The organism is Rathayibacter sp. AY1E3 (genome assembly GCF_002932235.1).
Taxonomy (GTDB): domain Bacteria; phylum Actinomycetota; class Actinomycetes; order Actinomycetales; family Microbacteriaceae; genus Rathayibacter.
Genome location: NZ_PSVN01000028.1, coordinates 1 through 24652, shown reverse-complemented (window position 1 = coordinate 24652; position 24652 = coordinate 1). Strand labels below are relative to the sequence as shown.

Genomic DNA, 24652 nt, shown 5'->3' with positions numbered 1-24652 from the left:
GCGGCGTTCAACCCCGTCTCGACGCCGGTGCTGGCGAGTCCCGAGCCGGTCCGCGGAGGAACGGCGCCGGCCCCCGCCGACGGCTCCGGCCCTGCCGCGCCCGTCGCCCCGCAGGCGCCCTCCGAGAGCACCTCTCCCGACACCGAGGACGCCCCCACCGGAAGCTGACACCCGACCACCCGCCCCGCTCGCGCGGGGGAACGCCGACGGCCCGGGGGACACTGTCCCCCGGGCCGTCGGCGTTCGTCAGCGCGCGTCGCGGCGGCGGCGCGTGACTCCGAGCGCGAGCGCTCCGCCGGCGAGCAGGGCGAGGGCCGCCGCGGCGGTCCAGCCCGTCTCGACGCCGGTGCTCGCGAGTCCCGAGCCGGTCCGCGGAGGAACGGCGCCGGCCGGAGCGGGAGCCGGCGTGCGGCTCGGCTCGGCCGAGGGCTGCGCGGTCGGCGCCGTGGTCGGCTCAGCCGTCGGCGCCACCGTCGGCTCGACAGTCGGTCCCGGAGTCGGCACCGTCCCCGCCCCGAACACGGACTCCGCGGAGCCGAGCGACGCGAGCACCGTCTCGCCGTTCGCGTCGTCCACGCCGTCGTTGTCGGTCACCGCGAACACCTCGCCGGAGCCGGTGATCCCGAGGCCCTCGAGCTTCTCCTGGGTCCAGCCGTTCCCGGCCTGCAGCGCGGGCAGCACGTCGACCGCGAGCGTCTTCTCGAGCATCGGCAGCGTCTCGCCGACCGCCGCGCCGGCCTCCGTCGGCAGCGGCACCGTGTACACGGCCTTCAGCGCGGCGTCCGGCCCGTTGAGCTTGTCGCGCTCGATCACCGCGAGCGTGCCCGCCGGGGTGAGCGTGATCTCCGAGAGCCCGTTCCAGTCGCCGTCCGCCCCGGACACGGCCTCCAGCGGGTAGCCGAAGAAGCTCCAGCTGTCGGCGGCGACGTCGTAGCGCCCGATCCGGACCACTCCGTCGGCGTCGATCGAGGCCTCGCGCTGCAGCGCCGTCCAGACGATCTCACCGGCGGCACTGTCCTCGACGGTCACTCCCTCGAAGCCCTGCTTGCCCAGTGCGGAGGCGAGCTCCGCGGGCAGGGCGATCCGCTCGGTCACCGCGGCGTCCGCGTCGAGTCGCAGGAGTGCGTTGCCGTCGCCTGTCCCGCCCTCCGTCACGGCCCAGAAGCCGCCGTCGACGCGGGCGGCGATCCCCTCCAGATCCAGAGCGGCGGGCTCGCCGCCCTCGGTCACCGTGAGGGTCGTGTCGAGCAGCGCCGGCGAGACGGAGGTGTCGATCGAGTGGAGTGTGCTCGGCGCGTAGGCGCTGTCGCTCACCGCGTACAGGCGGTCGGGCGCCGCCGGGTCGGTCGAGAGGCCCGAGAGCGCGCCCCAGGGCAGCGGCGATCCGTCGACGTCGGCCGACAGCACGGTCGGGAACGCGGGGGCGGAGGCGCCGAGCGCGTAGAGCTGCACGCTCGCGCGGACGGCGGCCTCGGCGTCGTCGGTCTCGCTCGAGACGACCAGCAGGTCGCGCTCGGGCAGGGCGAGCAGCCCCTCCGGGCCGGGCGTCGACGGCAGCGCCTGCACGAAGCGCGGCGCGGTCGGCTCCGACACGTCGTAGACGGCCACGAAGTTGGCCCGCTCGGCGCCGACGAACACGTAGGGGACGCCGTCGAAGGTGGCCGAGAGCAGGCCCTCGGGCTCGGAGCCCTTCGCGTCGGAGCGCTTGTCCGGGTAGAGCCCGAGGCGCACCGCGAGGTGGTCGAACGAGTTCCCGGCGTCCCACTGCACGGCCCCGGTCGCGGCGTCGAGGATCGACCAGCCGCGCGTGCCGCCCTTCCAGTCGCCCTCGTTCGCGATCGCGACGTGGTCGTCGCCGACCCAGCCGATCGCGTCGGGCTCGCGCGGGACGTCGGTGATCGAGCCGGTCAGCGAGATCGAGTCGTCGTCGAGCGTGTCGATGCCGCTGACGGAGGCGGTGCCCGCGGTGTACGAGGCGGTGACGGAGCGGGTGGCCAGGTCGACGATCGCGACGGCGTTGTTCTCCTGCAGCGTCACGGCGACGGCAGTGTCGGCCGGGTTGATCGAGACGTACTCGGGCTCCGGGTCCGACGGGGTGTCGAGGCCGGCGAGACCGGTGAGGTCGACGTGCTCCGGCACCCAGGCGGAGGGGTCGCCCGCGAGGTCCATCACCACGAGCTCCCCGGCGGGCGCCTGCGGGAGGTCGCCCTCCTCGCCGCCCTCGGGGGCGAGGTCCTCGTCGCGCTGGTTCTCGATCGCGATGACCGCGGTCGAGCCGTCGGTGGTGACGTCGATGGAGTCGGGCTGGCCGCCGAGCTCGATGCTCGCGACGGGCGCGAGGTCGTCGGCGTGCAGCACGCTGACGTGGCCGGAGGGGTTCGCGAAGTCGCCGTCGCTCGTGTCGACCACCGCGAGGACGTACTCGCCGGTCGCGTAGACCGAGGTCGGCTCGCCGCCCACGCCGACGCCGCCGAGCGGCTCGGGGGAGTCGGGGTCCGAGATGTCGAGGACGTCGATGCGCTGCCCGGCGGAGTCCGTCGAGTAGACCAGGCGGCCGTCGGGCGACGCGCTCGAGATCTCGGCGACGGCGGAGTCGGCGGACGGGTCGGCCGCGTTGAGGTAGGCCGGCACCGTCGCGATGCGGGTGAAGAAGGAGTCGCCCGCGGCGGAGGCGGGCAGGGCCGCGGCTCCGAGGGTGCAGCCGGCGAGGGTGACGGTGAGGGCGAGGGCGGCGGTGCGGGTGCGGGTGTGACGAGAGGACACGGGTCTCCTGAGCGGCTTCGAAGGAACCCGCCCACGCTGGCCGCCCCCGGTGAACGCCCCGCCGCCCGCAGGTGTCCGCCCGGCGAACGCGCGGTGGCGGAGCCGCGACCGGGCGGGGGTCTCGAGACGCCGGCACGGACGCCTCGAGATCCGCCGGGCGGCGTGGTCAGCGCGCGAGGCCCTCCGCGGCCGAGCCCCAGGAGCCGAGGGCCGCGCGCACGCGCTCGTCGCGCGCGAGCGTCAGCGCCTCCGCGTACCCCTCCTCCAGCACGTCGTCGAGCCGCACCCGCGCACCCGTCTCGGAGGAGCGGACCGCCGCCTCCACCATCGCGAGGCTCCGCACGTTCGAGTGCACCTCGCCCGAGGGCACCGCCCCCGAGCCCAGCACCCGCACGAACTCCGCGAGCGAGCCCGCGATCTCCTCGGGCACGGGCTCGAGCGTGGCGGTCCGCACCGCCTCCGACTCGCGCGACTGCCACTCCGGAGCGCCGTCGCCGTCCCAGTGCGCGGTGCCGCCGGCCCCGTTCACGCGCCAGTCGCCGTTCCACGAGGTCTCGAGGCCGTCGGCGCACCAGCTGCCGGTGTAGCTGAAGCGCACTCCGCCGGCGAACTCGAACACGGCGCTCGCCGCGGCTCCGTCGGCGTACCAGCTCCAGCCCGGGTTGTACTCCTCGCAGTAGACCGCGACCGGGTCGCTGTCGAGCAGGTACCGCGCCGCGTCGAAGGCGTGGATCGCCATGTCGACCAGGAGCACGTGGTCCATCTCGTCGCGGAAGCCGCCGAAGCGGGGCGCCTTCGCGAAGTGCACGGAGGCGGTGCCCAGCTGCCCGAGCCCGGCGATCTGCTCGCGGAAGGCGGTGATCGCCGCGTAGTAGCGGCGCGACTGGCTGGTCATCAGGAGCCGGCCCGAGGCCTCGGCCGTCGCCGCGAGCACCAGCGCCTCGGCGATGGTCGGCGCGATCGGCTTCTCGGAGAGCACGGGCAGCCCGGCGAACAGCGCCTCCGAGCTGACGGGGAGGTGCGCCCGCGGCACGGTCACGTTGACCACGGCGTCGGCGCCGGAGCGCGCGGCGACCTCGGCGACGGAGGTGCCGACCGCGACCGGGCCGACCCCCTCCTCCTCCGCGGCAGCCGTGGCGAGGTCGACGTCGAGGTCGACCAGGCCGACGAGCTCGGCGTCCGGGGAGTCGCGGATGGTGCGGATCCAGGCGCGGCCCATCGCGCCGGCGCCGACCTGGACGAGGCGGACCGTCATCGGACGAGCGCTCCCTCGTAGTCCTGGCCGTTGTGGAAGTCCTCGGCCTCGTAGCGCTGCAGCACCGGGAGGCGGCGCTCGGGGCGCGAGGAGCGCACCCACTCGACGCCGTTCGCGATCACGCGGCGCACCTCGGCCTGGTGGTAGACGGGGTAGTCCTGGTCGCCGGGGGAGAAGAAGAAGATGCGCCCATGGCCGCGCTTCCAGGTCATGCCGGAGCGGAAGACCTCGCCGCCCGTGAAGGTCGAGAGGAACACGAGCTCGTCGGGCGCCGGCACGTCGAAGAACTCGCCGTACATCTCCTGCCGGGGGATCACGAAGGGGTGCGGGATCCCCTGGGCGATGGGGTGCGTGGGATCGACGGTCCAGACCAGCTCGCGGTCCTGCTCCGAGCGCCAGCGCAGCGTGCAGGTGGTGCCCATGAGCTTGCCGAAGATCTTCGACCAGTGGCCGGAGTGCAGGACGACGAGGCCCATGCCCGAGAGGACGTGGCGCTGGACGCGCTCGACGATCTCGTCGGAGACGTCGCCGTGGGCCATGTGGCCCCACCAGACGAGCACGTCGGTGGCGTCGAGGACGTCCTCGGTGAGGCCGTGCTCGGGCTCGTCGAGCGTGGTGGTGGAGACGGTGGCGCGCTCGCCGAGGTTCTCGCGGATGCCGTCGGCGATCGTGCTGTGCATGCCGTCGGGGTAGATCGCGCGGACCTTCTCCTCGATCTGCTCATGGCGGTTCTCGCCCCAGACGAGGACGCGGACGGGGGAGGAGGGTGTGGTCACGGTGTTCCTTCTTCGACGGTGGAGACGGTGCGGCAGTGGGCGGCCCGACACGGGGTTAACCGCTTTACCGGCCGCGTCTCCTAGGATGCGGGAGACGTCCGCCCCGCGTCAACCACGGCCGGGCGGCGCGAGCGGAGGAGACGCGGTGGCCACGATGAGGGACGTCGCGCGCCTCGCGGGGGTCTCGATCGCGACGGTGTCGTTCGTGGTCAACGACACCAAGCCCGTCTCGCCCGAGACCCGCGAGCGGGTGCGGGCGGCGATGCGCGAGCTCGGCTTCCGGCCGCACGCCCTGGCCCGCGCCCTCGCTCGGCGCCGCTCCGGGATCGTCGCGGTCGTCTATCCGCTCGTGTCGAGCCGGCCGCTCAACACCGCCACCTCGTTCCTGCTCGGAGCCGCCGAGGCCGCGGCGGAGCAGGACCACTCGATCGTCCTGTGGCCGACGGTCGGCGGCTCCGACCGCCTCGCCGACCTGCGCGCCGACGGCCTGATCGACGGCGTCGTGCTGATGCAGGTCACCAGCGAGGACGAGCGCGTGCCGGTCCTTCGGGACTCCGGCACGCCCTTCGCCCTCATCGGGCGCACCCGCGACCCGTCCGCCCTCGACTGGGTCGACATCGACTTCGAGGGCATGGTCGAGGAGGCGCTCGGCCGGCTCGCCGGCCTGGGGCACGCGCGGGTGGCGCTCGTGCTCGGCCCGGACCGCGACGCCGCGGCCGACTTCGGCCCCTACGCGCGCACCCAGGAGGCGTTCGCACTCGCCTGCGCGGCCCGCGGCGTCGAGGGCGTGCTGCTGCGCTGCGAGGAGTCGCCCGCCGGCGGCCGCACCCTCGCCCGCTCGTTCGACCCCACCTCCGCGACCGCCGTGGTGATCGTCAACGGGGGCGCCGCCGTCGGGTTCGCGCACGAGGTGCGGCACCGCGGGCTGCGCGTGCCCGAGGACCTCTCGATCGTCCTGCTCGCCTCCGACCCCGACGTCGCCGACCTGGCCGACCCGGCACTCGACCTGCTCGTCGCGCCCGGCCGCGAGCTCGGCCGCCGCGGAGTGGAGGCGCTGCTCGCCCGCCTCGCCGACCCGGCGGCGCCGCTCCTCCAGGAGCGCATCGGCGGCCCGTGGCGCCCCGGCGGCTCGGTCGCCCCTCCGCACTGACGGGCGCCCCGGGAAGCCCCGGGAGCGCGCGCTACGGCACGATCGAGTCGATGTAGCCGCCGTCGACGCGCACGGCAGCGCCCGTGGTGGCCGAGGCGAGCGGGGAGGCGAGGTACGCCACCATGTGGGCGATCTCCTCCGGCTCGATGAGGCGCTTCAGCAGCGACTGCGGCCGGTGCAGGCGCATGAACTCGCGCTGCGCCTCCTCCCACGGGAGCTCGCGGTCGACCAGCTCGTAGACGAAGTCCTCGACGCCGCCCGTGTGGGTCGGCCCGGCGAGCACGCTGTTCACCGTCACCCCGGTGCCGGCGGCGGCCTTGGCGAAGCCGCGCGAGACGCCCAGCAGCGCGGTCTTCGACACTCCGTAGTGGATCATCTCGGCGGGCGTGACGACGGCGGAGTCGCTGCCGATGTAGAGGACGCGGCCCCACTCGCGCTCCATCATCCCGGGGAGGTAGGCGCGGGTCAGGCGCACGCCGGTGAGCACGTTGACCTCGAAGTAGCGGCGCCACTCGGCGTCGTCGATGGAGAGCGCATCGGCGGAGCCGAAGATCCCGAGGTTGTTGACGAGCACATCCACGTCGGCGGCCGCCCGCAGGAGGGAGGCCGTGCCCTTCTCCGTCGACACGTCGGCCGCGACTCCGCGCACCCGCGCCTCCGGCACCGCCGCGCCGACGGCCTCGATCGCCCGGCGGATCGACCGCTCGGAGCGGGCGTTCACGATCACCTCGGCGCCCGCCTCCGCGAGCGTCGTCGCGATGGCCAGCCCGATGCCCTGCCCCGACCCCGTGACGAGGGCCGTGCGCCCGGTGAGATCCAACCCGATCATGCTGCTCCGCTCCGCGCCGCCGCCCGCCGGCCGCGCTCGGGGTCGAGCATGCCACCGAGCCCTGACATCCGGCCCGCTTCCGGCTGAGGACGCCCGAGGGTCGCCGCGGCGTCGCTCGGAACGGCGGAGACCGTTGCCAACCGGACACTCGTGCGTTACGGTCTAATCAATCGGCAATACGTATTACCCGCGGGTAGTAGGCCGATGACCCAGACTGTCGACGAGGACGAGGCGGACGCGTGACCCCGATGCAAGCAGATGTCGCCGTGATCGGCGGCGGCCTCGGAGGAGTGGCGGCGGCGATCGCCCTCGCCCGCAACGGCCTCTCGGTCGTGCTGACCGAGCAGTACCCGTGGCTGGGCGGCCAGCTCACCTCGCAGGGCGTCCCGCCGGACGAGCACACCTGGGTCGAGCAGTTCGGCGTCACCGCCGACTACCGGCGCCTCCGGGACGGCATCCGCGGCTACTACCGCCGCAACTACCCCCTCACCGCCGAGGCGATGCGCGACGACCGCCTGAACCCCGGCCGCGGACTCGTGAGCCGGCTCTGCGCCGAGCCCCGCGTCGCCGTCGCCGTGCTCGACGAGATGCTCGCCCCCTACCGCTCGAGCGGAGCGATCCGCGTCGTCACCGGCGTCGTCCCCTTCGCCGTCGACGGCGGCCCGGGCCGGATCGAGCGCGTCCTGCTGCGCGACGCGGTCTCGGGCGAGGAGCTCGCCGTCTCCGGACGGTACGTGATCGACGCGACCGAGACGGGGGAGCTGCTCCCCCTCGCGGAGGTCGACTACGTCACGGGCGCCGAGTCGCGCGACGAGCACGGCGAGCCCAGCGCCCCCGCCTTCGCCGACCCGATGAACGTGCAGGCCGTCACCTGGTGCTTCGGCTTCGACAGCGCGGACGGCGACCACACCATCGAGCGCCCGGCCGACTACGACTACTGGCACGAGTACGAGGTGCCGTTCTGGGGCGGGAAGCTCCTCTCCTTCACCGCGCCGAACCCGAGGACGCTGCGCCCCGAGACCCGCACGATGCACGTGAACGCCGTGGGCGACACCCGCACCGCGGACCAGCGCGCGCAGGGCGGGGACACCGACCTCTGGATGTTCCGCCGGATCCTCGCGACCGAGACCCTCCGACCGGGCGCGCTCGACAGCGACATCGTGCTCGCGAACTGGCCGATGCTCGACTACCTCGACAGCTCGATCCTCGACGTGCCGGAGCCGGAGAAGCACCTCGCCGGCGCCCGCGCGCTCTCGCTGTCGTACTTCTACTGGCTCCAGACCGAGGCGCCCCGGCCCGACGGCGGCCGCGGCTGGCCCGGGCTCCGGCTCCGCGGCGACGTGATGGGCACCGCCGACGGCCTCGCGCAGGCCCCCTACATCCGCGAGTCCCGCCGGATCCGCGCGCTCACCACGGTGCGCGAGCAGGACGTCTCCGTCGCCGCCCGCGGGACGGGGAGCCCCGCGCGCTTCGACGACTCCGTCGGCGTGGGCATGTACCGGATCGACCTGCACCCGACCACCGGAGGCGACAACTACCTCGACGTGGAGTGCTCGCCGTTCGAGATCCCGCTCGGCGCCCTCGTGCCGCGCACCCCGACGAACCTGCTGCCCGGGGGCAAGAACATCGGGACGACGCACATCACCAACGGCGCGTACCGCCTCCACCCCGTGGAGTGGAACATCGGCGAGGCCGTCGGCGAGCTGGCGGCCCTCGCCCTCGCCGAGGACCTGTCGCCCCACGAGATCGCCGCCGACCCCGCCCTCGTCGCCCGCCTGCAGGCGAGGCTCGAGTCGCGCGGCGTAGAGACCCACTGGCCCGACGTCGTCGGGTACTGACCGGGAACACCGAGAAGACCATTGGAGAAAGAGAGACGATGAGACCAGCGAAGAAGCTGATGGCCTCGCTCGCCGCAGTCGGAGTGATCGCCGCCCTCTCGGGCTGCGGCGCCGCCGGCGGCGGGGACGACTCAGCACCCGTCGCTCTGAGGATGTCCGTCTGGACCTCCGACGAGAAGCAGCTCGCCCTGTTCGACTCGATGGCCGACGAGTACATCGCCGACCACCCCGAGATCGAGTCCGTGACCTTCGAGTCCCTCCCGTTCGCGGACTACAACTCGACCCTGACCACGCAGGCCGCGGGCGGCAACACCCCCGACCTCGCCTGGGTCGGCGACATCGCGAAGGACCTGATCGACGCCGGAGCGCTCGCTCCGCTGACCGAGACCTTCGAGGGGACCGAGGGCTACGAGTACGACGACATCCTGCCCAGCGTGGCGCAGTCGTTCAGCCAGGACGGCGAGCTCTACGCGTACCCGTTCTCCAACTCGCCGTTCGCGCTGTACGTGAACCAGGACCTCGTCGCGCAGGCCGGGCAGACCGTCGACCCCGCGACGCTCACCTGGGAGGACGTCGACCGCATCGGCGCGGCCGTCAACGAGTCGACCGGCAAGGCCGGCTACATCATCCGCGACTTCGACTTCTCGGGCTGGCTGAGCCTCGCGAACCTCTGGGCGGGCTGGGGAGCCCAGCCGTGGAGCGACGACGGGACCCAGTGCACGATGGACTCGCCCGAGATGGTGGAGGCGTTCCAGTTCTTCCACGACTCGGTCTACGTCAGCGGCGCGACCCCCGGACCCGGCGTGACGGCGGACTTCTTCGCCGGCGACGCCGCGTTCACGACCGCGCAGGTCTCGCGGGCGAGCCTGCTCGACGGCTCGTTCCCGTTCGAGATCTACCCGCTGCCCGTCGGCCCCGCCGGCGAGTACGGCAACATCGGCCAGGCCGGCATGGCTGCGCTCGCAGGCGGAGACCACGTGGAGGAGGCGACCGGCTTCCTCTCGTTCATGACCAACCCGGAGAACTCCGCCAAGCTCGCGCAGTTCTTCCCGCCGCCCCGCGAGTCGCTGCTGTCCGGTGAGGAGCTGGCGAAGGTCAACACCCGCCTCAGCGCCGAGCAGCTCGACCGCGTCGTGGTCGACGAGCTCGCCGACGTGTCCGCCACCCCTCCGGTGACGAGCCCCGCCGAGATCACCTCGGTCGGCAAGACGGCGCTGGACCGCATGTGGTCGGCCGATGCCGACGTCGCCGAGGTGCTCGGAGGCGTCTGCGACGCCATCGCGCCCGTCCTCCAGGGGAAGTGATCCCGTGACCGCGACCTCGACGGACAGCCGCCGATCCGCTCCCGCCGGCGCCTACTGGAACCTCCGGCGCCGCGACGCGCTCGCCGGCTGGCTCTTCATCGCGCCCCAGCTGCTCGGTGTGATCGTGTTCGTGCTGCTGCCCGTCGGGCTCGCGGTCTGGTTCAGCCTCAACGAGTGGAACGTCTTCACCGGCTCCATGACCTTCGTGGGCGGCGAGAACTACGAGCGGGCGATCAACGACCCGAGCATCGGCGCGGTGCTCGGCACGACCGCGGTCTTCTCCGGGGGAGTGGTCGCCCTGAACCTCGCCCTCGGGCTGGGCCTGGCCGTGCTGCTGAACCGGAGGATCCCGGGCGGCGCCCTGTTCCGCACGCTCTTCTTCTCGCCCGTCGTCATCTCGGTGGTCGCCTGGACCCTCGTCTGGGGCTTCCTCCTCCAGGACAACGGCGCGATCAACGGCCTGCTCTCGCTGGTCGGCCTCGACGGGCCGAACTGGCTCCAGGAGGGACCCACCGCGATGGCGAGCGTCATCGTCACGCAGGTCATCCGCAGCGTCGGCGTCAACATGGTGCTCTTCCTCGCCGCGCTGCAGGGGGTGCCGGGCGACCTCTACGAGGCGGCCCGGCTGGACGGCGCGAGCCCCCGCGCGATCTTCTTCCGGATCACGCTCCCGCTCATCTCGCCCACCCTGCTCCTCACCGCCATCCTCACGATCGTCGGCTCGCTGCAGGCGTTCGCGCAGGTCGCCGTCCTGACCGAGGGCGGGCCGGAGCTGTCGACGACAGTGCTCGTCTACTACGTGTTCCAACAGGCCTTCGAGTTCAGCGACATCGGCTACGGCGCGACGCTCTCGCTGATGCTGCTCCTCTTCGTCCTGATCCTCACGGTCGTGCAGTGGCAGCTGCGCAGGAAATGGGTCTTCTATGAGAACTGACGCCGTCGTCGAGCAGGGGACCCCGCTCACGCCACGCCTCGAAGCCGTCCCGGAGCCGCCCGTCAAGCGCCGCCGCGGCCGCAGCCCGCTCATGACCGCCCTGCTCGTCGTGACGCTGATCCTGCTCGTGCTGCCGTTCGCGGTGCCGACGTTCTGGATGATCGCCTCGTCGTTCAAGCCGGTGAACGAGATCTTCTCGAACCCGCCGACCCTGCTGCCGGACTCGCCGAGCCTGGCGGGCTACGCCGAGGCGTTCCGGTTCCAGCCGTTCGCGCTCCAGTACTGGAACAGCCTCTACATCGCGGTCACGGTCACCGTGGTGACGCTGCTGGTCTCGAGCCTGGCAGGCTACGCCTTCGCCCGGATCCCGTTCCCGGGCCGCAACGCGGTGTTCCTCGTCGTCCTGACCGGCCTGCTGGTGCCGACGGAGGTGACGATCATCCCGCTGTTCCAGATCTTCCGGCAGCTCGGCTTCATCGACACCCACGTGCCGCTGCTGCTGGTGCCGATGGTCGGAGCGCCGGCGGTGCTGGGCACGTTCATCATGCGGCAGTACTTCATCGCGATGCCCGGCGAGCTCGAGGAGGCCGCGCGCCTGGACGGCCTCGGCCGCTTCGGGATCTGGCGGCGCATCTTCCTGCCGCTGTCCAAGCCCGCGCTGTCGGCCGTCGCGATCCTGACCTTCCTCGGGTCCTGGAACATGTACCTCGAGCCGACGGTCTACCTGACCTCACCCGAGCTCTTCACCCTGCCCCAGGCGCTCACCCGCTTCACCGACGCCTACGGCGGGGAGATGTGGGACGTGCAGCTCGCCGCGGCGACGATGACGGTCGTGCCCGTGCTGGCCGTGTTCCTCCTCGCTCAGCGGCAGTTCGTGGAAGGGCTCGCGCACTCCGGTCTGAAAGGCTGACCCGGTGTTCACGGATCGCCCCCTCGCCGCCCTCCGCGAGTTCCGTGCGGAGGTCGCGGAGCCCGACGACTTCGACGCCTTCTGGCGGGCCACCCTCGCGCTCGGGCGGGAGGGCGGCCCCGCCGTGAGCGCCGCGCCGGTCGACGCGGGCCTCCCGCTGGTGCGGGTGCGGGACGTGCGGTTCCCCGGCTTCGCGGGCGAGCCGATCGCCGCCTGGCTGGTGACCCCCGCGGTCGACCCGGGCGCCCCGCTCCCCGTGGTGATCGAGTACCCCGGGTACGGCAGCGGACGGGGCCGGCCGATCGAGCACCTCTGGATCGCCGCCGCCGGGTACGCGCACCTGGTCGTCGACGCGCGAGGCCAGGGAGCCGGCCGCCTCGCCCGCTCCGGAGCCACCCCCGACCCCCACGGCAGCGGACCCGCGTACCCCGGGGTCACGACCCGCGGCATCGAGTCGCCCGAGACGTACTACTACCGGCGCCTGATCGCGGACGCGGCGCTCGCCGTCGACTCCGTGGAGGCGCTCCCCGGGCTGGACCCGGACCGGGTGTCGGTCTTCGGCGGCAGCCAGGGCGGAGCGCTCGCGACCGCCGCGGCGGCGCTGCGCCCCCGGGTGCGCGCCGCGATCGCCCTCGTGCCCTTCCTCTCCGACGTCCTGCGCGCGACGACCATCACGAACGAGGCGCCCTACGTGGAGATCGCCCGCTACCTGGCGACCCGCCCCGAGGACCTCGACGCCGTCGAGCGGACCCTCTCCTACGTCGACGGCGTCCACTTCTCGCGGCGCCTGGGCTGCCGGGTGCACCGCTCGGTCGGCCTGATGGACCCGATCTGCCCGCCCTCGACGGTCTTCGCCTCCCACAACGTCTCCGGCGGCGAGACGTCGATCGACGTGTGGCCGTACAGCGGGCACGAGGGCGGCGGGGTCGGCGACCGCGAGCGGGCGCTGGAGGTGCTGCGAGAGGTCCTCGGGTGACCGCGCGGGCGTGACGCCGCGTCTCAGGACGTCGGCGCCTCCTCCATCCCGAGCCGCATCGCCAGGTCCATGGCGCGCAGGCGGGCCGGCGAGACGTCGTAGGGCAGGCTCCGGATGATCTCGCCGGCGCTCCGGGCGCGGGAGCCCTGTGCGGGATCGGGGGCCGGCGCGGGGTCCTCGGGCGGGTGCGCCTCGTCCCACGCGTCGAAGATCGCCTCGTCCTCCTCGAGCTGACCGGACTCCTCGACGATGCGCATCAGCCGGGCCTCGAAGGCGTGCCGCTCCCGCGCCACCTGCTCCACCCGGGGGTCGTCCTCGGCGACCGTGTCGTCGAGGGCCTCCTCGGCGGCGTCGACGCGGTCGGCCTCCGCCCGCAGCGCCGGATCGGCGGCGAGGACGACAAAGCGGCCGGCCTGGGACACGGCGCCCAGCGGGCCGAACATCCGCTCGGTGACCAGCAGGGTGTCGAGGTCGGCCTGGCGCAGCGAGCCCTCGGGTGCGCCCTCGAGCCGGCGCGAGACGATGTCGTCGAGCAGCCCCAGCCGGCCGCCGAGGGTCCGCATGCGCCGGACCGAGGCCCGCTTCCGCTGCAGCTCCTCCTCCTGCGCGGCGAGCGCGTCGTCCAGCCGCGCGAGGACGCCCGCGACCTCCTCCTCGCGGTCGGCGCTGTCCTCGGCGCCGGCCGGGGCTGCGACGGCGAAGGCGTCCCGGATGTCCTCGAGCGCGACCCCGGCGTCGGCCAGGCGGCGGATCCAGAGCAGCCGGATGATGTCGTCGTAGCCGTAGCGCCTGCGGCCGTCGCCGCCCCGCTCGCGCTCGGGGAGCAGGCCGAGCCGGTGGTAGTGGCGGATCGCCCGCGGAGTGACGCCGGCGAACGCGGCGGCGTCGCCGATCTGCACCTGGCGGGGCGGGGCGGGGAACGACTGCATGGGAGACCTCTCCGATCGGGACGGTGTGCATCGAGCAGACCACATGACGCAGGGGCAGGAGCAAGCCCGCCCGGCCTGCTCCCGCCCCGCGTCCCCCTCGCGCTCAGCGCGCCAGGCGCACCGTCGCGATCTCGAACGGGCGCAGCTCGAGGCGCACGTCGGCCGACTCCGCCTCGACGGAGCTCTCGATGCGGACCTGCTCGGTCGGGCGCTCCATCAGGTCGGTGCGGGTGACCGCCCGGACGGCGAAGGCGGCGCGGAGGGTCGCTGCGGCGCGGCGGCCGAGCGACTCGTAGAGCCGCACGATCACGTCGCCGCTCCCGTCGTCCGCCGCCTTCACGGCCTCGACGATCACCGAGGGGTCGTCGATCGACACCAGGGGAGCGACGGGCGCGGCGCCGGTGAGCCTGCGGACCGGGGTGTTCAGCGCGTAGCCGGCCTCGACGGCGTCGGGCAGCTCGGCGCCGACCACGAGCGACACTGCGAGGCGGTGGCGGCCCTGGTCGGCGTCCGGGTCGGGGAACAGCGGCGCGCGCAGGAGCGAGAGCCGGACCGTGGTCGTCGGGGTGCCGGCCGCGGCCCGGTCGCGGGTGATGTCGTGCCCGTAGGTGGAGTCGTTGACGACCGCGACGCCGAAGCCCGGCTCGCCGACGTGCACCCAGCGGTGCGCGACGGTCTCGAAGCGGGCGGCGTCCCACGTCGTGTTCACGTGGGTCGGGCGGTGCACGTGGCCGAACTGGATCTCGGACGTCGCCCGGTCCGAGAGCAGGTCGAGCGGGAAGGCGAGCTTGAGCAGCTTGCGGCGCTCGTGCCAGTCGATGTCGAGGTCGAGGTCGACGGCCGCCCGGCCGATCTGCAGCGAGACGGTCTGCACGACCGTGGAGCCGCCGAACGAGCGGGTGAGCACGACCGCCGGCACCTCGCGGCCGAGCGGGTCGCTCACGGTGCCGGCGCGGACCGAGTCGACGCCGACGAGGTCCTCCACCGTGCGGCGGTAGTTGTCGTCGAGGTCCCAGGCGTCCCACTTGTTCGGGGTGTCGCGGTGGAGCTGGAGGAGCCCCGCGGCGGCGTCGGCGGGCACGACCTCCCGGCCGCTCGCGAGGTCCACGACCGACTCGAGGAGCCCGGAGGCGCCGATCCGCACCCGGACGAGCCCGTTGTCGAGGACGTGGGCGTCGCCGTCGGAGCGGAGCGTCGGGGCCGAGTGCTCCGCGGCGGGGTCGGCCGCGGCCGCGCCGAGCGCCGGCACGCCCCCGACGGCGAAGGGGGAGGAGTTCACCAGCAGCTCCGCGGAGCCCTCGCCGGCGAGGGCCCGGACGGTCTCGGCGATCATCTCCTCGATCCGCTGCGCGATGCGGGCGTAGTTCTCCTCCGCCTCGCGGTGCACCCAGGCGATGGAGGTGCCGGGCAGGATGTCGTGGAACTGCTGCAGGAGGACCGTCCGCCACATCTCGCGCAGCTCGTCGGCCGGGTACGGTACCCCGGCGCGGACGAGGGCCGTGGTCGCCCACAGCTCGATCTCGCGGAGCAGGTGCTCGCTGCGGCGGTTGCCCTGCTTGGTGCGCGCCTGCGACGTGTAGGTGCCGCGGTGGAACTCGAGGTAGAGCTCGCCCGACCAGGTGGGCGCGTCCGGGTACTCGGCCTGCGCCTCCTCGAAGAAGCGGCGGGGCGTGGACAGCTCGACGGTCGGCGAGCCCTCGAGGCTGCGCGTGCGGCGGGCGGCCGCGATCATCTCGCGGTTGGGGCCTCCTCCGCCGTCGCCGTAGCCGAAGGGCACGAGCGACATGGTGCCGCTGCCCTTCTCGGCGTACTGGCGCTCGGCGCGGGCGAGGTCCTCGCCGGAGAGGTCGGAGTTGTAGAGGTCGACGGGCGGGAAGTGCGTGAACACGCGGGTGCCGTCGATGCCCTCCCACCAGAAGGTGTGGTGGGGCATCGTGTTGGTCTCGTTCCACGAGATCTTCTGCGTGAGGAACCAGCGCCCGCCTGCTCCGGCGATGATCTGCGGCAGCGCGGCGGAGTAGCCGAAGGAGTCCGGGAGCCAGACCTCCTCGGTGTCGATCCCGAACTCGTCGAGGAAGAAGCGCTTGCCCTCGAGCAGCTGGCGCACGAGCGCCTCGCCGCCGGGCATGTTCGTGTCCGACTCGACCCACATACCGCCGACCGGCACGAAGCGGCCCGCGAGCACGTGGCCGCGGACGCGCTCGAACAGCTCCGGGTGGTCGCGCTTCAGCCACGCGTACTGCTGCGCGGAGGAGGCGGCGAAGACGAAGCCCTCCTCGCGCTCGATCAGGTCGCAGACGTTGGAGAAGGTGCGGGCCACCTTGCGGGCGGTCTCGCGGGCGGGCCAGAGCCAGGCGGAGTCGATGTGGGCGTGGCCGACGGCGTGCAGGTGGTGCGCGCTGGCCGAGGCGGGCCGCTCGAGGACGGTCCGCAGCGCCTCCCGGCCCGCGGCGGCGGTGCCGGACACGTCGTCCGGATCGAGGACGTCGACGGCGCGGTCGAGGGCGCGCACGATCTCGGCGCGGCGCTGGGAGGACTCGGGCAGCTGCCCGATCAGCCCGACGAGCACGGCCATGTCCTGCTCCAGCTCCCAGACCTCCCGGTCGAGCAGCCCGAGCTCGAGGCGGCGGAGGCGGTAGAGCGGGTCGGACGGAAGGGCGCCGTCGGCGGGGCGGCCGCCGAGCGCCGTGGGGGTGAAGGACCAGTCGCCGGTGATGTTCGGGTTGGCGGCGGCCTCGATGTAGAGCTCGACCGTGCGGTCACCCGCCTCGCGGCCGGGCAGACGGTCGAGCGGGACCGACTGGTTGAACGGCTCGACGGCCTTCACGACCGTGCCGGTCGCGGTGAAGACGAGCCCCTCCGCCTCGAAGCCGGACTGGGCGCCGGTGTAGCCGAGGTCGACGACGAGCTCGGGCTCGCAGCCGTCGACGCCGACCCAGGAGGCGGGGATCTCGCCGCGCACGTGGAACCACACGGTGCCCCAGGGGGCGCCCCACGGCTCCCCGATGCGGGCGGGCGCGTAGGACGCGGCCCGCGCCTGGTCGAAGGGGACCGGCTCGCCCGGAGCGGTCCACGACTCGATCCCGAGCGGCTCGACCGCCCGGTGGATCGCCGGCCGGAGGCTCTCGGCGCGGAAGCGGGCGATGCGGGCTTCGATGCGGGTGCTGTCGTCATGCATGCGTTCTGGTGCTCGTTCCGTGTGCGGTGGGGGAGGGCGGCGGCGCGGAGGGCGCCGCCGCCCGGGGTCAGGAGGCGATGACGACGCGGTGCCCGTCGGGGAAGACGGCCACCTTCCGCCAGGTGTCGCCGGAGCGCTCCCAGCCCTCGTTGACCTGCCCGGCCGGAGGGGTCGGGATGGTCTCGGGGGCGCGGGCGACCGTGGTGTAGCCGGCCGCGCGCTCCACCCGGCCGCGGCCGAGCTCGAACGAGGTCAGGCGTCCGTCGTCGACGATCAGCGAGCCCTCGTCCAGTCCCGCGGCGCCGCGCTCGATGAACGGGTTCACGAGGCGCGTCTGCGAGGAGTCGCTGCCCAGCACGATCGCCTTCTGCTGCGGGAAGCGGCCGAGGCTGAGCCCGTAGAAGCCGCCGAGGACGGTGAGGTTGCGCACCTCGAAGTCCGCTCCGCCGTTCGTCAGGCCGACGCCGAGGCAGTTCGCGCCCGAGGTCGGGAAGAAGTTCGGGTTCACGATCATGTGGCTCGTGCCGGCCTCGATCAGCACCTCCCAGCCGTCGCGGGAGCCCTCCGAGCGGAAGTTGATCAGGGTCAGGCCGGAGTTGACCGAGCGCCGGTTCTCGTTGCGGATCGACCGGAGGCCGACCGTGCCGCCGATGGCCTGGCAGTCGAGCAGCGTCATGTTCGTCGGCGCGAGGAGGAAGCCGCCGAGGCCGGGGCTGATCGCCTCGACGTTGGTCATCGAGCCGCCGATGGAGGCCTTGCCCGAGTCCTCCACGCCCCAGCCGGCGGGGGCGACGATCTTGATCTTGTTCCAGGAGTTGGCGTACGAGTACTCGTCGTCGACGCCCGAGACGAAGGTGGCGCGCTCGCGGAAGATGCCCGACTTGCCGGTCTTCTGGATCCACAGGTTGCGGAACTCGCAATTGACCAGCGAACGCAGCGACATCCCGTGGCCGCCGGACGGCGTGCCCGTCATCTCGAAGTCGGCGAGGACGACGCCGGTGGCCTTGTTGTTGTTGGCGGGGCCGGCCGCGTCGCCGGTCTGGCCGGAGACGGTGAAGATGTCGCGGGTCGAGCCCTCGATCTGGACGATCCTCGTCTGGCGCATGCCGGCGCCGACGATCTTCGGCCCGGCGTAGCCGTAGGGCGGCCCGTTCTCGGGCTGCACCGGGTAGCCGCGGTAGTCGACCGCGAGGCCCGTCACCCGGATCTCGCCGGCGGGGAGTGACACCTCGCCGCCCGGAGCGGTCATCGCCTTGTCGATGGCCGCCTGCACCGCGCGGGTGTTGTCGGCGCCGGCGCGGTCGTCCCAGCGGAACTCCTTGTCGAGCGGCGAGATCGGCCCCTCGGTGACGCTCAGGCGCTTCTTCTGCCCGGGAGCGTCGGCCGGGGGCGCGGCGGCGGCCGGAGTGGCGGCGCCGACGGCCCCTGCCGCGCCGGCGAGGGCGGCGGCGCCCCCGGCGAGGAAGAGGCGGCGCGAGTTGTCGGGCCTGCGCTGCGGATCGTGCTCGGGCTGCGGATCGGGCTTGTGCTGCCGATCGGGCCTCGGGGAGGCCGTGGTCTGGTTGTCTGGGTCTGCGGGATTCATCATCGTCGACGTTCCGCCCTCTCTCGCCCCGGATGGGCGTACGGCGATCCTTCGTCATCGGTAGCCTGAGGTCAAGACGTAATACCTATTACCAGGATGAAGCGGGGGTGTCCGGGTGCCGCGGATCACGCAGAAGGACATCGCGCGTCTCGCGGGAGTCAGCCAGACGACGGTGTCGTTCGTGCTCAACGACAAGGGCGAGCAGCTCGCCCGGGTCCCGGAGGCGACGCGGGCGCGGATCCTCAAGGCGATCCAGGAGACGGGGTACGTCGCCGACCCCATCGCGCGCCGCCTCAAGCAGGTCGGCACCGGCATGATCGGCGTCTACACCTACGAGAGCCTGTTCCCGCTCGACCGCGAGGACTTCTTCCACCCGTTCCTCGCCGGCATCGAGGAGGAGGCGCAGAACCGCGACATCGACCTCCTCCTGCTGACCAGCGGTCGCGTCGGCGGCCGTCGCGGCGGCCTCAGCGGCGGCACCACCCGGCTGCGCCTGGCCGACTCCTGCATCCTCCTCGGGCAGCACATGCCCCGCGAGGAGCTCGAGTTCCTCAACGCGAGCGGCTTCTCCTTCGTCAGCGTCGGCCGCCGCGACGACGCCGGCGGGCCCGTGCCCTACGTGGCCGCCGACTACGCGTCGATCGTCCGCGAGCTGATCTCCTGCGCGCGCGCCCTCGGCCACACCCGCTTCGCCTACGCCGGCCACGGCGAGGGTGTCGAGTCGTACACCGACCGCATGGCCGGCGCGCGGGCCGAGCTCGGCGACGGCTTCCTCCACCTCCTGCCGGGGCCGGAGGCGTCGCCGCGGGAGTGGATCCGCCGGATCGCCGCCGAGGGCGTCACGGTCGTCCTCGCCGAGCAGGAGGAGCAGTTCGTCCTCCTGCAGGAGGCCGCCGAGGCCGAGGGGGTGGCAGTGCCGGGCGACCTGTCGCTGGTGTCGCTCTCCGGATCGGCCGACCGCACCGGCTGGCAGGCCGGCTTCGAGCTGCCCCGGCGCGACATGGGCCGCCGCGCGGTGCAGATCCTCATCGAGGGCGACCCCGCGCGACGGGAGCAGCAGCTCCTCCGCTGCACGCTCGTCGACGGCGCCTCCCTGGCCGCGGCCCCGGCCTGACCGGCCGGCCCTGACCGCTCAGTCCTGAACGGCCGGCCGGGCTCAGCCCGAGTGGTGGCGCCCGATCGGCAGCACCAGCGGCGTCCGCGAGACCGGGTCCTCGATCACGCGCGACTCCATCCCGAACACCGCGCGCACCGTCTCCGGCGTCACCACCTCGGCGGGCGTGCCCGAGGCGTACAGGGCGCCGTCGCGCACGGCGACGAGGTGGTCGGCGTAGCGGGCGGCGAGGTTGAGGTCGTGCAGCACGATCACGATGGTCGTCCCGCGCGAGCGGTTGAGGTCGGTGAGCAGGTCGAGCACCTCGACCTGGTGCGACACGTCGAGGTAGGTCGTCGGCTCGTCCAGGAGGAGCACGTCGGTCCGCTGGGCGAGGGCCATCGCGATCCACACCCGCTGGCGCTGCCCGCCCGAGAGCTCGTCCACGGGGCGGTCGGCGAGCTCGAGCGTGCCTGTGTCGCGCAGCGCCTCCTCGACGATCGCGTCGTCGTCCGATCCGGAGCCGCGGCCGAAGAGGCCCCGGTGCGGGTAGCGGCCCCGGGCGACCAGGTCCGAGACGGCGATCCCCTCCGGCGCGATCGGGGTCTGCGGCAGCAGCCCCACCTGCTGCGCGACCTGGCGCGTCGGGAGCCGGTGGATCGCGCGCCCGTCGAGCAGGACGCTCCCCGAGCGCGGGGTGATCAGCCGCGCCATCGCGCGCAGGAGCGTCGACTTGCCGCAGGCGTTCGCGCCGACGATCACCGTGATCCGGCCGGGCGGCACGGCGAGCGAGAGCCCGTCGACCACGACGCGCTCGTCGTAGGCGAGGGTGACCGCGTCGGCGGCGAGGGTGGGCGGGGCGTCGGTCACAGGGAGCCTCCGGAGCGGTTGCGGCGGGCGAGGAGCCAGAGCAGGAAGGGCGCGCCGAGGGCGCCGGTGACGACGCCGACCGGGAAGCGCGCGCCCGAGAACAGCGCGCCGACGACGTACTGGGCGAGCAGGTCGGCGGCGAGCACCACGACCGCGCCGACCAGGGCGGAGGGGATCAGCAGCGTGCGCGCGCTCGGCAGGATCCGCCGCGCGATCGGTCCCGAGACGAAGGCGACGAACGCGATCGGGCCGGTGGCGGCGGTCGCGACGGCCACGAGGCCGACTCCGACCGCGAGCAGGGCCAGCCGGCTGCGCCGCACGTCGAGCCCGAGCGCGGTCGCCGACTCGTCGCCGAGCTGCAGCACGCCGAGCCGGTCCGAGAGCAGCAGCGCCAGCGGCACCAGCACGAGCATCGTCAGCGCGAGCGGCGGGACGGAGGGCCAGGCGGCCGAGTTGAGGCTGCCGGTCAGCCAGCGCAGCGACTCCTGGACGTCCTCGAAGTCGGCGCGGGTCTGCACGTAGGCGATCACGCTCTGGAACATCGCCGCGACGCCGATGCCGATGAGGATCAGCCGCGCCCCGATCACTCCGCCGCCCTCGGCCAGCCCGGCGATGATCAGGGCCGTCGCGAGCCCGGCCGCGACCGCGATCACCGAGACCGCGCCGCCCGAGAGCCCGAAGAACGCGATCGCGACGACGGCCGCCGCGCTCGCCCCCGACGTGATGCCGATGATGTCGGGGCTGGCGAGGGCGTTGCGCAGCATCGTCTGGAAGATCACGCCGCCCATCCCGAAGCCCACGCCCACCAGGACGGCCGTGATGGTGCGCGGCAGCCGCAGCGTGCCCACGGTGAAGGAGGCGCCCGGCACGGTCTCGCCGAGGATCACGCGGACGACCTCCGGCACCGAGTAGACCGTGCTGCCGACCGTGAGCGAGACGACGACGAGCGCCAGCACGAGCACCGCGAGGACCGCGCAGCCGATGACCGTGCGCCGACGGCGCAGCGTGCGGCCGGCCGCGATGCCGACCGCGGCGGGCGCCTCCGCGGTCCTCACAGCGCCCGCACCTTCGAGCGGCGCACGATCGCGATGAGCACCGGGGCGCCGATCAGCGCGGTCACGATGCCCACCTCGACGTCGCTCGGCCGGGCGACCACGCGGCCGACCACGTCGGCGACGAGCAGCAGCAGGGCGCCGAGCAGAGCGGAGGAGGGCAGCAGCCAGGCGTGCGCGGGGCCGGTGAAGCGGCGGGCGAGGTGCGGGACGACCAGGCCGATGAATCCGATCGGTCCGGCGATCGCGGTCGCGGCGCCGCAGAGCAGCACGGCCGCGAGCCCCGCGACCAGGCGGATGCGCCCCACGCGCCGGCCGAGGCCGGTCGCCAGGTCGTCGCCGAGCGCCAGGGCGTCGAGCCCTCGCGCGCTGGAGAGGGCCAGCACCGCGCCGACCGCGAGGAACGGGAGGACCTGCAGGATGCTCGCGGTCTCGGCGCCGCCGACTCCGCCGACCTGCCAGAAGCGGAAGCGGTTCAGCGTGGTCTCCTGCGTGAGCAGGACCGCGCTGATGAGGGAGGTGAGCGCGGCGGCGGTGGCGGCTCCGGCGAGGGCGAGCTTCAGCGGAGTGGCGCCCTCGCGGCCGAGCGACGCGACCGCGTAGACGAACGCCCCGGCGGCGGCGGCTCCGAGGAACGCGAGCCAGATGAACTGCGGCAGGCTCGTCGCGCCGACCCCGGCGATCCCGAGCACGACCGCGAGCGAGGCGCCGGAGTTGAGGCCGAGGATGCCCGGATCGGCGAGCGGGTTGCGGGTCAGGCCCTGCATCACGGCTCCGGCGAGCCCGAGCGCGGCGCCGACCAGGATCGCGAGGACCGTCCGCGGCACCCGCCCCTGCACCGCCGCGTCGACGATGGACGCCGGATCGGGCGAGGTCAGCGCCGGCCAGACCTCGCCGAGCGGGATCTCGCGGGAGCCGTACACGAGCGAGAGGACCGAGGCGACGGCCAGCGCGACGAGGGCGACCGCCAGCGCGGTCGCCCTCGTCTTCCGGGTGGGTGCGGTGCGGGTCACGACACCTTGTCGGCGGCCGCGGCGAGGCCTGCGGTGTACTCGTCGAGCACCCACGGGATGCTGAGCAGGTTCGGCGACGAGGTGGCCATGGCGGCGGAGGAGCCGTCCTCCAGCACGTAGACGGAGCCGCGCTCGACGGCCGGGATCTTGGAGAGCAGCGGGTCGGCCTGCAGCGCGGCGAGGGTCGTGTCGTCGCCGTAGACGACGAGCACGTCGGCGTCGAGCTGGTCGGCGTTCTCGGAGCTGATGGTGCCGCTGAACGCCTCCGAGTCGCCGGAGAGCTCGGCGACGCTCGGGGCGACGTCGAGCCCGAGGTCCTCGACGAACTTCACGCGCGCGTCGTTCGGCGTGTAGTAGGTGAAGGTGCTCGCGTCGGTCGGGTCGTACCAGCCGTACATGAACGTGGTGCCCGCGAGCTGCGGGTAGGACGCGGTGGTCTGCGTGATGTCGCTCTCGATCTCGCCGACCTTCGCGACGGCCTCGTCCTCGAGGCCCAGCGCGGCGCCGTCGAGCTTCGCGGAGTCCTGCCAGGTCGTGCCCCAGGGCACGCCCGGGTAGGCGACGGTGGGGGCGATCTGGCTGAGGGTGTCGTAGTCCTGCCGGGTGATGCCGGAGTAGGCCGAGAGGATCACGGTCGGGCTGAGGTCCGAGATCGCCTCGAAGGGCACGCCGTCGGTCTCGTCGAACAGGGTCGGGGTCTCGGCGCCGGAGGCGTCGAGCGCCTCCTTCGTCCACACCAGCAGGCCGTCGCCGTCCTCGTCGCCGTAGGAGGCGCGGGTGAAGCCGACCGGGGTCACACCCAGCGCGAGCGCCACGTCCTGGTTGGTCCAGCTCGTCGCGACGACGCGGTCGGCCGACTCGACGGTGGTGCTGCCGAAGGCGTGGTCGACGGTGACGGGGAAGCCCTCGCCGCTCTCGGCGGCGCTGCTCTCGGACGTGCCCTCGGAGCCGGCGTCGGCTCCTCCCGAGCAGGCGGTGAGCAGCAGCGCGGCGAGGCCGAGCGAGGCGACGGCGGTCAGGCGGAGGGGGGTGCGAGTGGCGGGCACGGCGATCCTTCGAAGGGGGTGGTGGGGTTGCGAAGGTTAACCTAACCTAACCGCCTGGACGGGGCCAGTGGCCGAGCGGATCAGCGGACGGCTCGCACAGCCACCACCGCATCCATCCGTCGTCCGCGGCCCGTGCCCGCCGCGGGGACGGGCCGCTGCTGACGGATCGATCGCGGGTGCGGCCCAGCGGGAGCATCGTTAGCGTGGAGGTCCGCGCCGATCGCCGGCGCCGAGGGGAGCCCCATGGATCAGACCGTCGAGATCGACGCCCGGGCGGAGGCCCTGCGCGCCGACCCCGAGAGCTTCGCCGCGATGGACGCGCTCTGGCGCAGCGTCTACGCCCTGCCGATGTGGTGCTTCATCGCGCGGGGGCCGGACGACGCGCCCACCCCCTTCGTCGGCGGCCTGGAGTCGGGGCCGATGGTCTTCGCCTTCACCACGGGGGAGCGCGCCCGCGCCGGGGCGCTGCACGCCGGCCTCTCCGACGAGGACGCGTCGCGCGTGCTGAAGGTGCCGATGCCGGCCGCGCTCGAGTGGATCGCGGCGATGGGGTCCTCCGGAGTCGCGGGAGTGGTCTTCGACCTGCCCCGCTTCGGGTACTTCGCGCCCCTCCAGAACCTGCTGCCGATGCGCGACTTCATGGCGGCGAACCCGGCCTGAGCCCTGCCCCGTCGAGACCAGCGGATCCGCCGATGCCAGCTGATCCGCCGGTTGTCGCCGCCCCGAAATGGTCACTGGACGACACCCGAGGATGGTGGGCCGGAGGCGCGCCCGTCCTCCGAGGACGAGGCCGGGAGACGCCGATGGGGAAGCTGCACTAGGACGGTTCGGTCGAGATCGACGTCGAGGACCGGGTGCTCGCCCACCTGCAGATCGTCCTCACCGCGAAGCTGCGCCGGGGGGGAGTCGTGCCTGCTCACCTGGCGCGACGAGAACGGGATGAGCGACGGCCGCAGCGCGATCTGGCTGCACCCCTCGCACATGCTCCGCTACACCTACGCCGGCGGCCGCATGCCCCGCATCAACCCCGCCTGGATCTCGGCGCTCACCGATCTCGCGAACTCCGCCGGCGGCCTCCGCTTCGTCCCCGAGCCGCCGGAGGAGTTCGCGAGATCGGTGAGCGCCGAGATCCAGGCGGGGTTGATGCGGGG

19 protein-coding genes and 1 pseudogene are annotated in these 24652 nt (G+C 73.5%); 9 read left to right on the top strand and 11 right to left on the bottom strand.

Translation table 11 applies throughout. The features are described 5' to 3' along the window. Positions 1–246: 246 nt before the first annotated feature. From C5C53_RS15740 to C5C53_RS15730, 3 genes are all read right to left on the bottom strand, one after another. Positions 247–2763, bottom strand: a complete 2517-nt coding sequence (locus C5C53_RS15740) for an esterase-like activity of phytase family protein (RefSeq protein WP_104267972.1) — start codon at positions 2761–2763, stop codon at positions 247–249. A gap of 166 nt (positions 2764–2929) precedes the next feature. Next, on the bottom strand, positions 2930–4018 hold the full coding sequence (locus C5C53_RS15735) for a Gfo/Idh/MocA family protein (RefSeq protein ID WP_104267971.1): 1089 nt from the start codon (positions 4016–4018) through the stop codon (positions 2930–2932). Further along, positions 4015–4794 carry a ThuA domain-containing protein gene (locus tag C5C53_RS15730; protein ID WP_104267970.1) on the bottom strand — a complete coding sequence of 260 codons (780 nt, stop codon included), beginning with the start codon at positions 4792–4794 and terminating at the stop codon, positions 4015–4017. The genes C5C53_RS15735 and C5C53_RS15730 overlap by 4 nt, the downstream gene beginning before the upstream one ends. A 154-nt stretch (positions 4795–4948) precedes the next feature. Between C5C53_RS15730 and C5C53_RS15725 the strand changes: the two genes are divergently transcribed. Further along, positions 4949–5944 carry a LacI family DNA-binding transcriptional regulator gene (locus C5C53_RS15725; protein WP_258075444.1) on the top strand — a complete coding sequence of 332 codons (996 nt, stop codon included), beginning with the start codon at positions 4949–4951 and terminating at the stop codon, positions 5942–5944. Between the two features lie 31 nt (positions 5945–5975). On the opposite strand, the gene C5C53_RS15720 is transcribed toward C5C53_RS15725, so the two are convergent. Continuing rightward, entirely contained in the window at positions 5976–6770 is a 795-nt protein-coding gene (locus C5C53_RS15720; protein WP_104227166.1) for an SDR family NAD(P)-dependent oxidoreductase, read from the bottom strand. A gap of 251 nt (positions 6771–7021) precedes the next feature. Between C5C53_RS15720 and C5C53_RS15715 the strand changes: the two genes are divergently transcribed. The 5 genes from C5C53_RS15715 to C5C53_RS15695 are packed head-to-tail and all read left to right on the top strand — an operon-like array spanning position 7022 to position 12735. After that, positions 7022–8611 carry an FAD-dependent oxidoreductase gene (locus C5C53_RS15715; protein ID WP_104267974.1) on the top strand — a complete coding sequence of 530 codons (1590 nt, stop codon included), beginning with the start codon at positions 7022–7024 and terminating at the stop codon, positions 8609–8611. Between the two features lie 38 nt (positions 8612–8649). After that, positions 8650–9915, top strand: coding sequence for a sugar ABC transporter substrate-binding protein (locus C5C53_RS15710; protein ID WP_104267968.1), 1266 nt, complete (start codon positions 8650–8652; stop codon positions 9913–9915). Positions 9916–9919: 4 nt separating this feature from the next. Beyond that, on the top strand, positions 9920–10849 hold the full coding sequence (locus C5C53_RS15705) for a carbohydrate ABC transporter permease (protein WP_258075443.1): 930 nt from the start codon (positions 9920–9922) through the stop codon (positions 10847–10849). After that, complete coding sequence (locus C5C53_RS15700; RefSeq protein WP_244229554.1) at positions 10839–11759, top strand: carbohydrate ABC transporter permease; 921 nt, start codon at positions 10839–10841, stop codon at positions 11757–11759. Before C5C53_RS15705 ends, C5C53_RS15700 begins: the two co-directional genes overlap by 11 nt. 4 nt (positions 11760–11763) lie before the next feature. Continuing rightward, positions 11764–12735: an acetylxylan esterase gene (locus C5C53_RS15695; protein WP_104267966.1), complete on the top strand. Its 972-nt coding sequence runs from the start codon at positions 11764–11766 to the stop codon at positions 12733–12735. Positions 12736–12758: 23 nt separating this feature from the next. On the opposite strand, the gene C5C53_RS15690 is transcribed toward C5C53_RS15695, so the two are convergent. The 3 genes from C5C53_RS15690 to C5C53_RS15680 all read right to left on the bottom strand — a co-directional run bounded on the left by C5C53_RS15690 (position 12759) and on the right by C5C53_RS15680 (position 18430). Beyond that, positions 12759–13664 (bottom strand): MerR family transcriptional regulator, encoded by a 906-nt coding sequence (locus tag C5C53_RS15690; RefSeq protein ID WP_219813991.1) that lies wholly within the window; start codon positions 13662–13664, stop codon positions 12759–12761. 103 nt (positions 13665–13767) lie between these two features. After that, the gene (locus C5C53_RS15685; protein ID WP_104267964.1) at positions 13768–16842 is read right to left on the bottom strand and encodes a glycoside hydrolase family 38 C-terminal domain-containing protein; all 3075 of its coding nucleotides are present in this window, start codon (positions 16840–16842) and stop codon (positions 13768–13770) included. A gap of 67 nt (positions 16843–16909) precedes the next feature. Then, entirely contained in the window at positions 16910–18430 is a 1521-nt protein-coding gene (locus C5C53_RS15680) for a hypothetical protein (protein ID WP_104267963.1), read from the bottom strand. Between the two features lie 112 nt (positions 18431–18542). Between C5C53_RS15680 and C5C53_RS15675 the strand changes: the two genes are divergently transcribed. Continuing rightward, positions 18543–19541, top strand: a complete 999-nt coding sequence (locus C5C53_RS15675; RefSeq protein WP_104267962.1) for a LacI family DNA-binding transcriptional regulator — start codon at positions 18543–18545, stop codon at positions 19539–19541. A 42-nt stretch (positions 19542–19583) separates the two neighbouring features. On the opposite strand, the gene C5C53_RS15670 is transcribed toward C5C53_RS15675, so the two are convergent. Genes C5C53_RS15670 through C5C53_RS15655 form a run of 4 tightly spaced genes read right to left on the bottom strand, consistent with a single transcriptional unit; the run spans position 19584 to position 23501 of the window. Continuing rightward, entirely contained in the window at positions 19584–20390 is an 807-nt protein-coding gene (locus C5C53_RS15670) for an ABC transporter ATP-binding protein (protein WP_104224308.1), read from the bottom strand. Next, positions 20387–21445: an iron chelate uptake ABC transporter family permease subunit gene (locus tag C5C53_RS15665; RefSeq protein WP_104267961.1), complete on the bottom strand. Its 1059-nt coding sequence runs from the start codon at positions 21443–21445 to the stop codon at positions 20387–20389. Before C5C53_RS15665 ends, C5C53_RS15670 begins: the two co-directional genes overlap by 4 nt. Then, a complete protein-coding gene (locus C5C53_RS15660; RefSeq protein WP_104267960.1) occupies positions 21442–22455 on the bottom strand; it encodes an iron ABC transporter permease in 1014 nt (337 codons plus the stop codon). The genes C5C53_RS15665 and C5C53_RS15660 overlap by 4 nt, the downstream gene beginning before the upstream one ends. Then, entirely contained in the window at positions 22452–23501 is a 1050-nt protein-coding gene (locus tag C5C53_RS15655) for an iron-siderophore ABC transporter substrate-binding protein (protein ID WP_181127785.1), read from the bottom strand. Before C5C53_RS15655 ends, C5C53_RS15660 begins: the two co-directional genes overlap by 4 nt. A gap of 243 nt (positions 23502–23744) precedes the next feature. Here C5C53_RS15655 and C5C53_RS15650 point away from each other — a divergent pair, with 243 nt between their 5' ends. Further along, a complete protein-coding gene (locus C5C53_RS15650; protein ID WP_104267959.1) occupies positions 23745–24161 on the top strand; it encodes a hypothetical protein in 417 nt (138 codons plus the stop codon). A 279-nt stretch (positions 24162–24440) separates the two neighbouring features. Beyond that, positions 24441–24652, top strand: a pseudogene (locus C5C53_RS15645) (ATP-dependent DNA ligase); the annotation flags it as partial.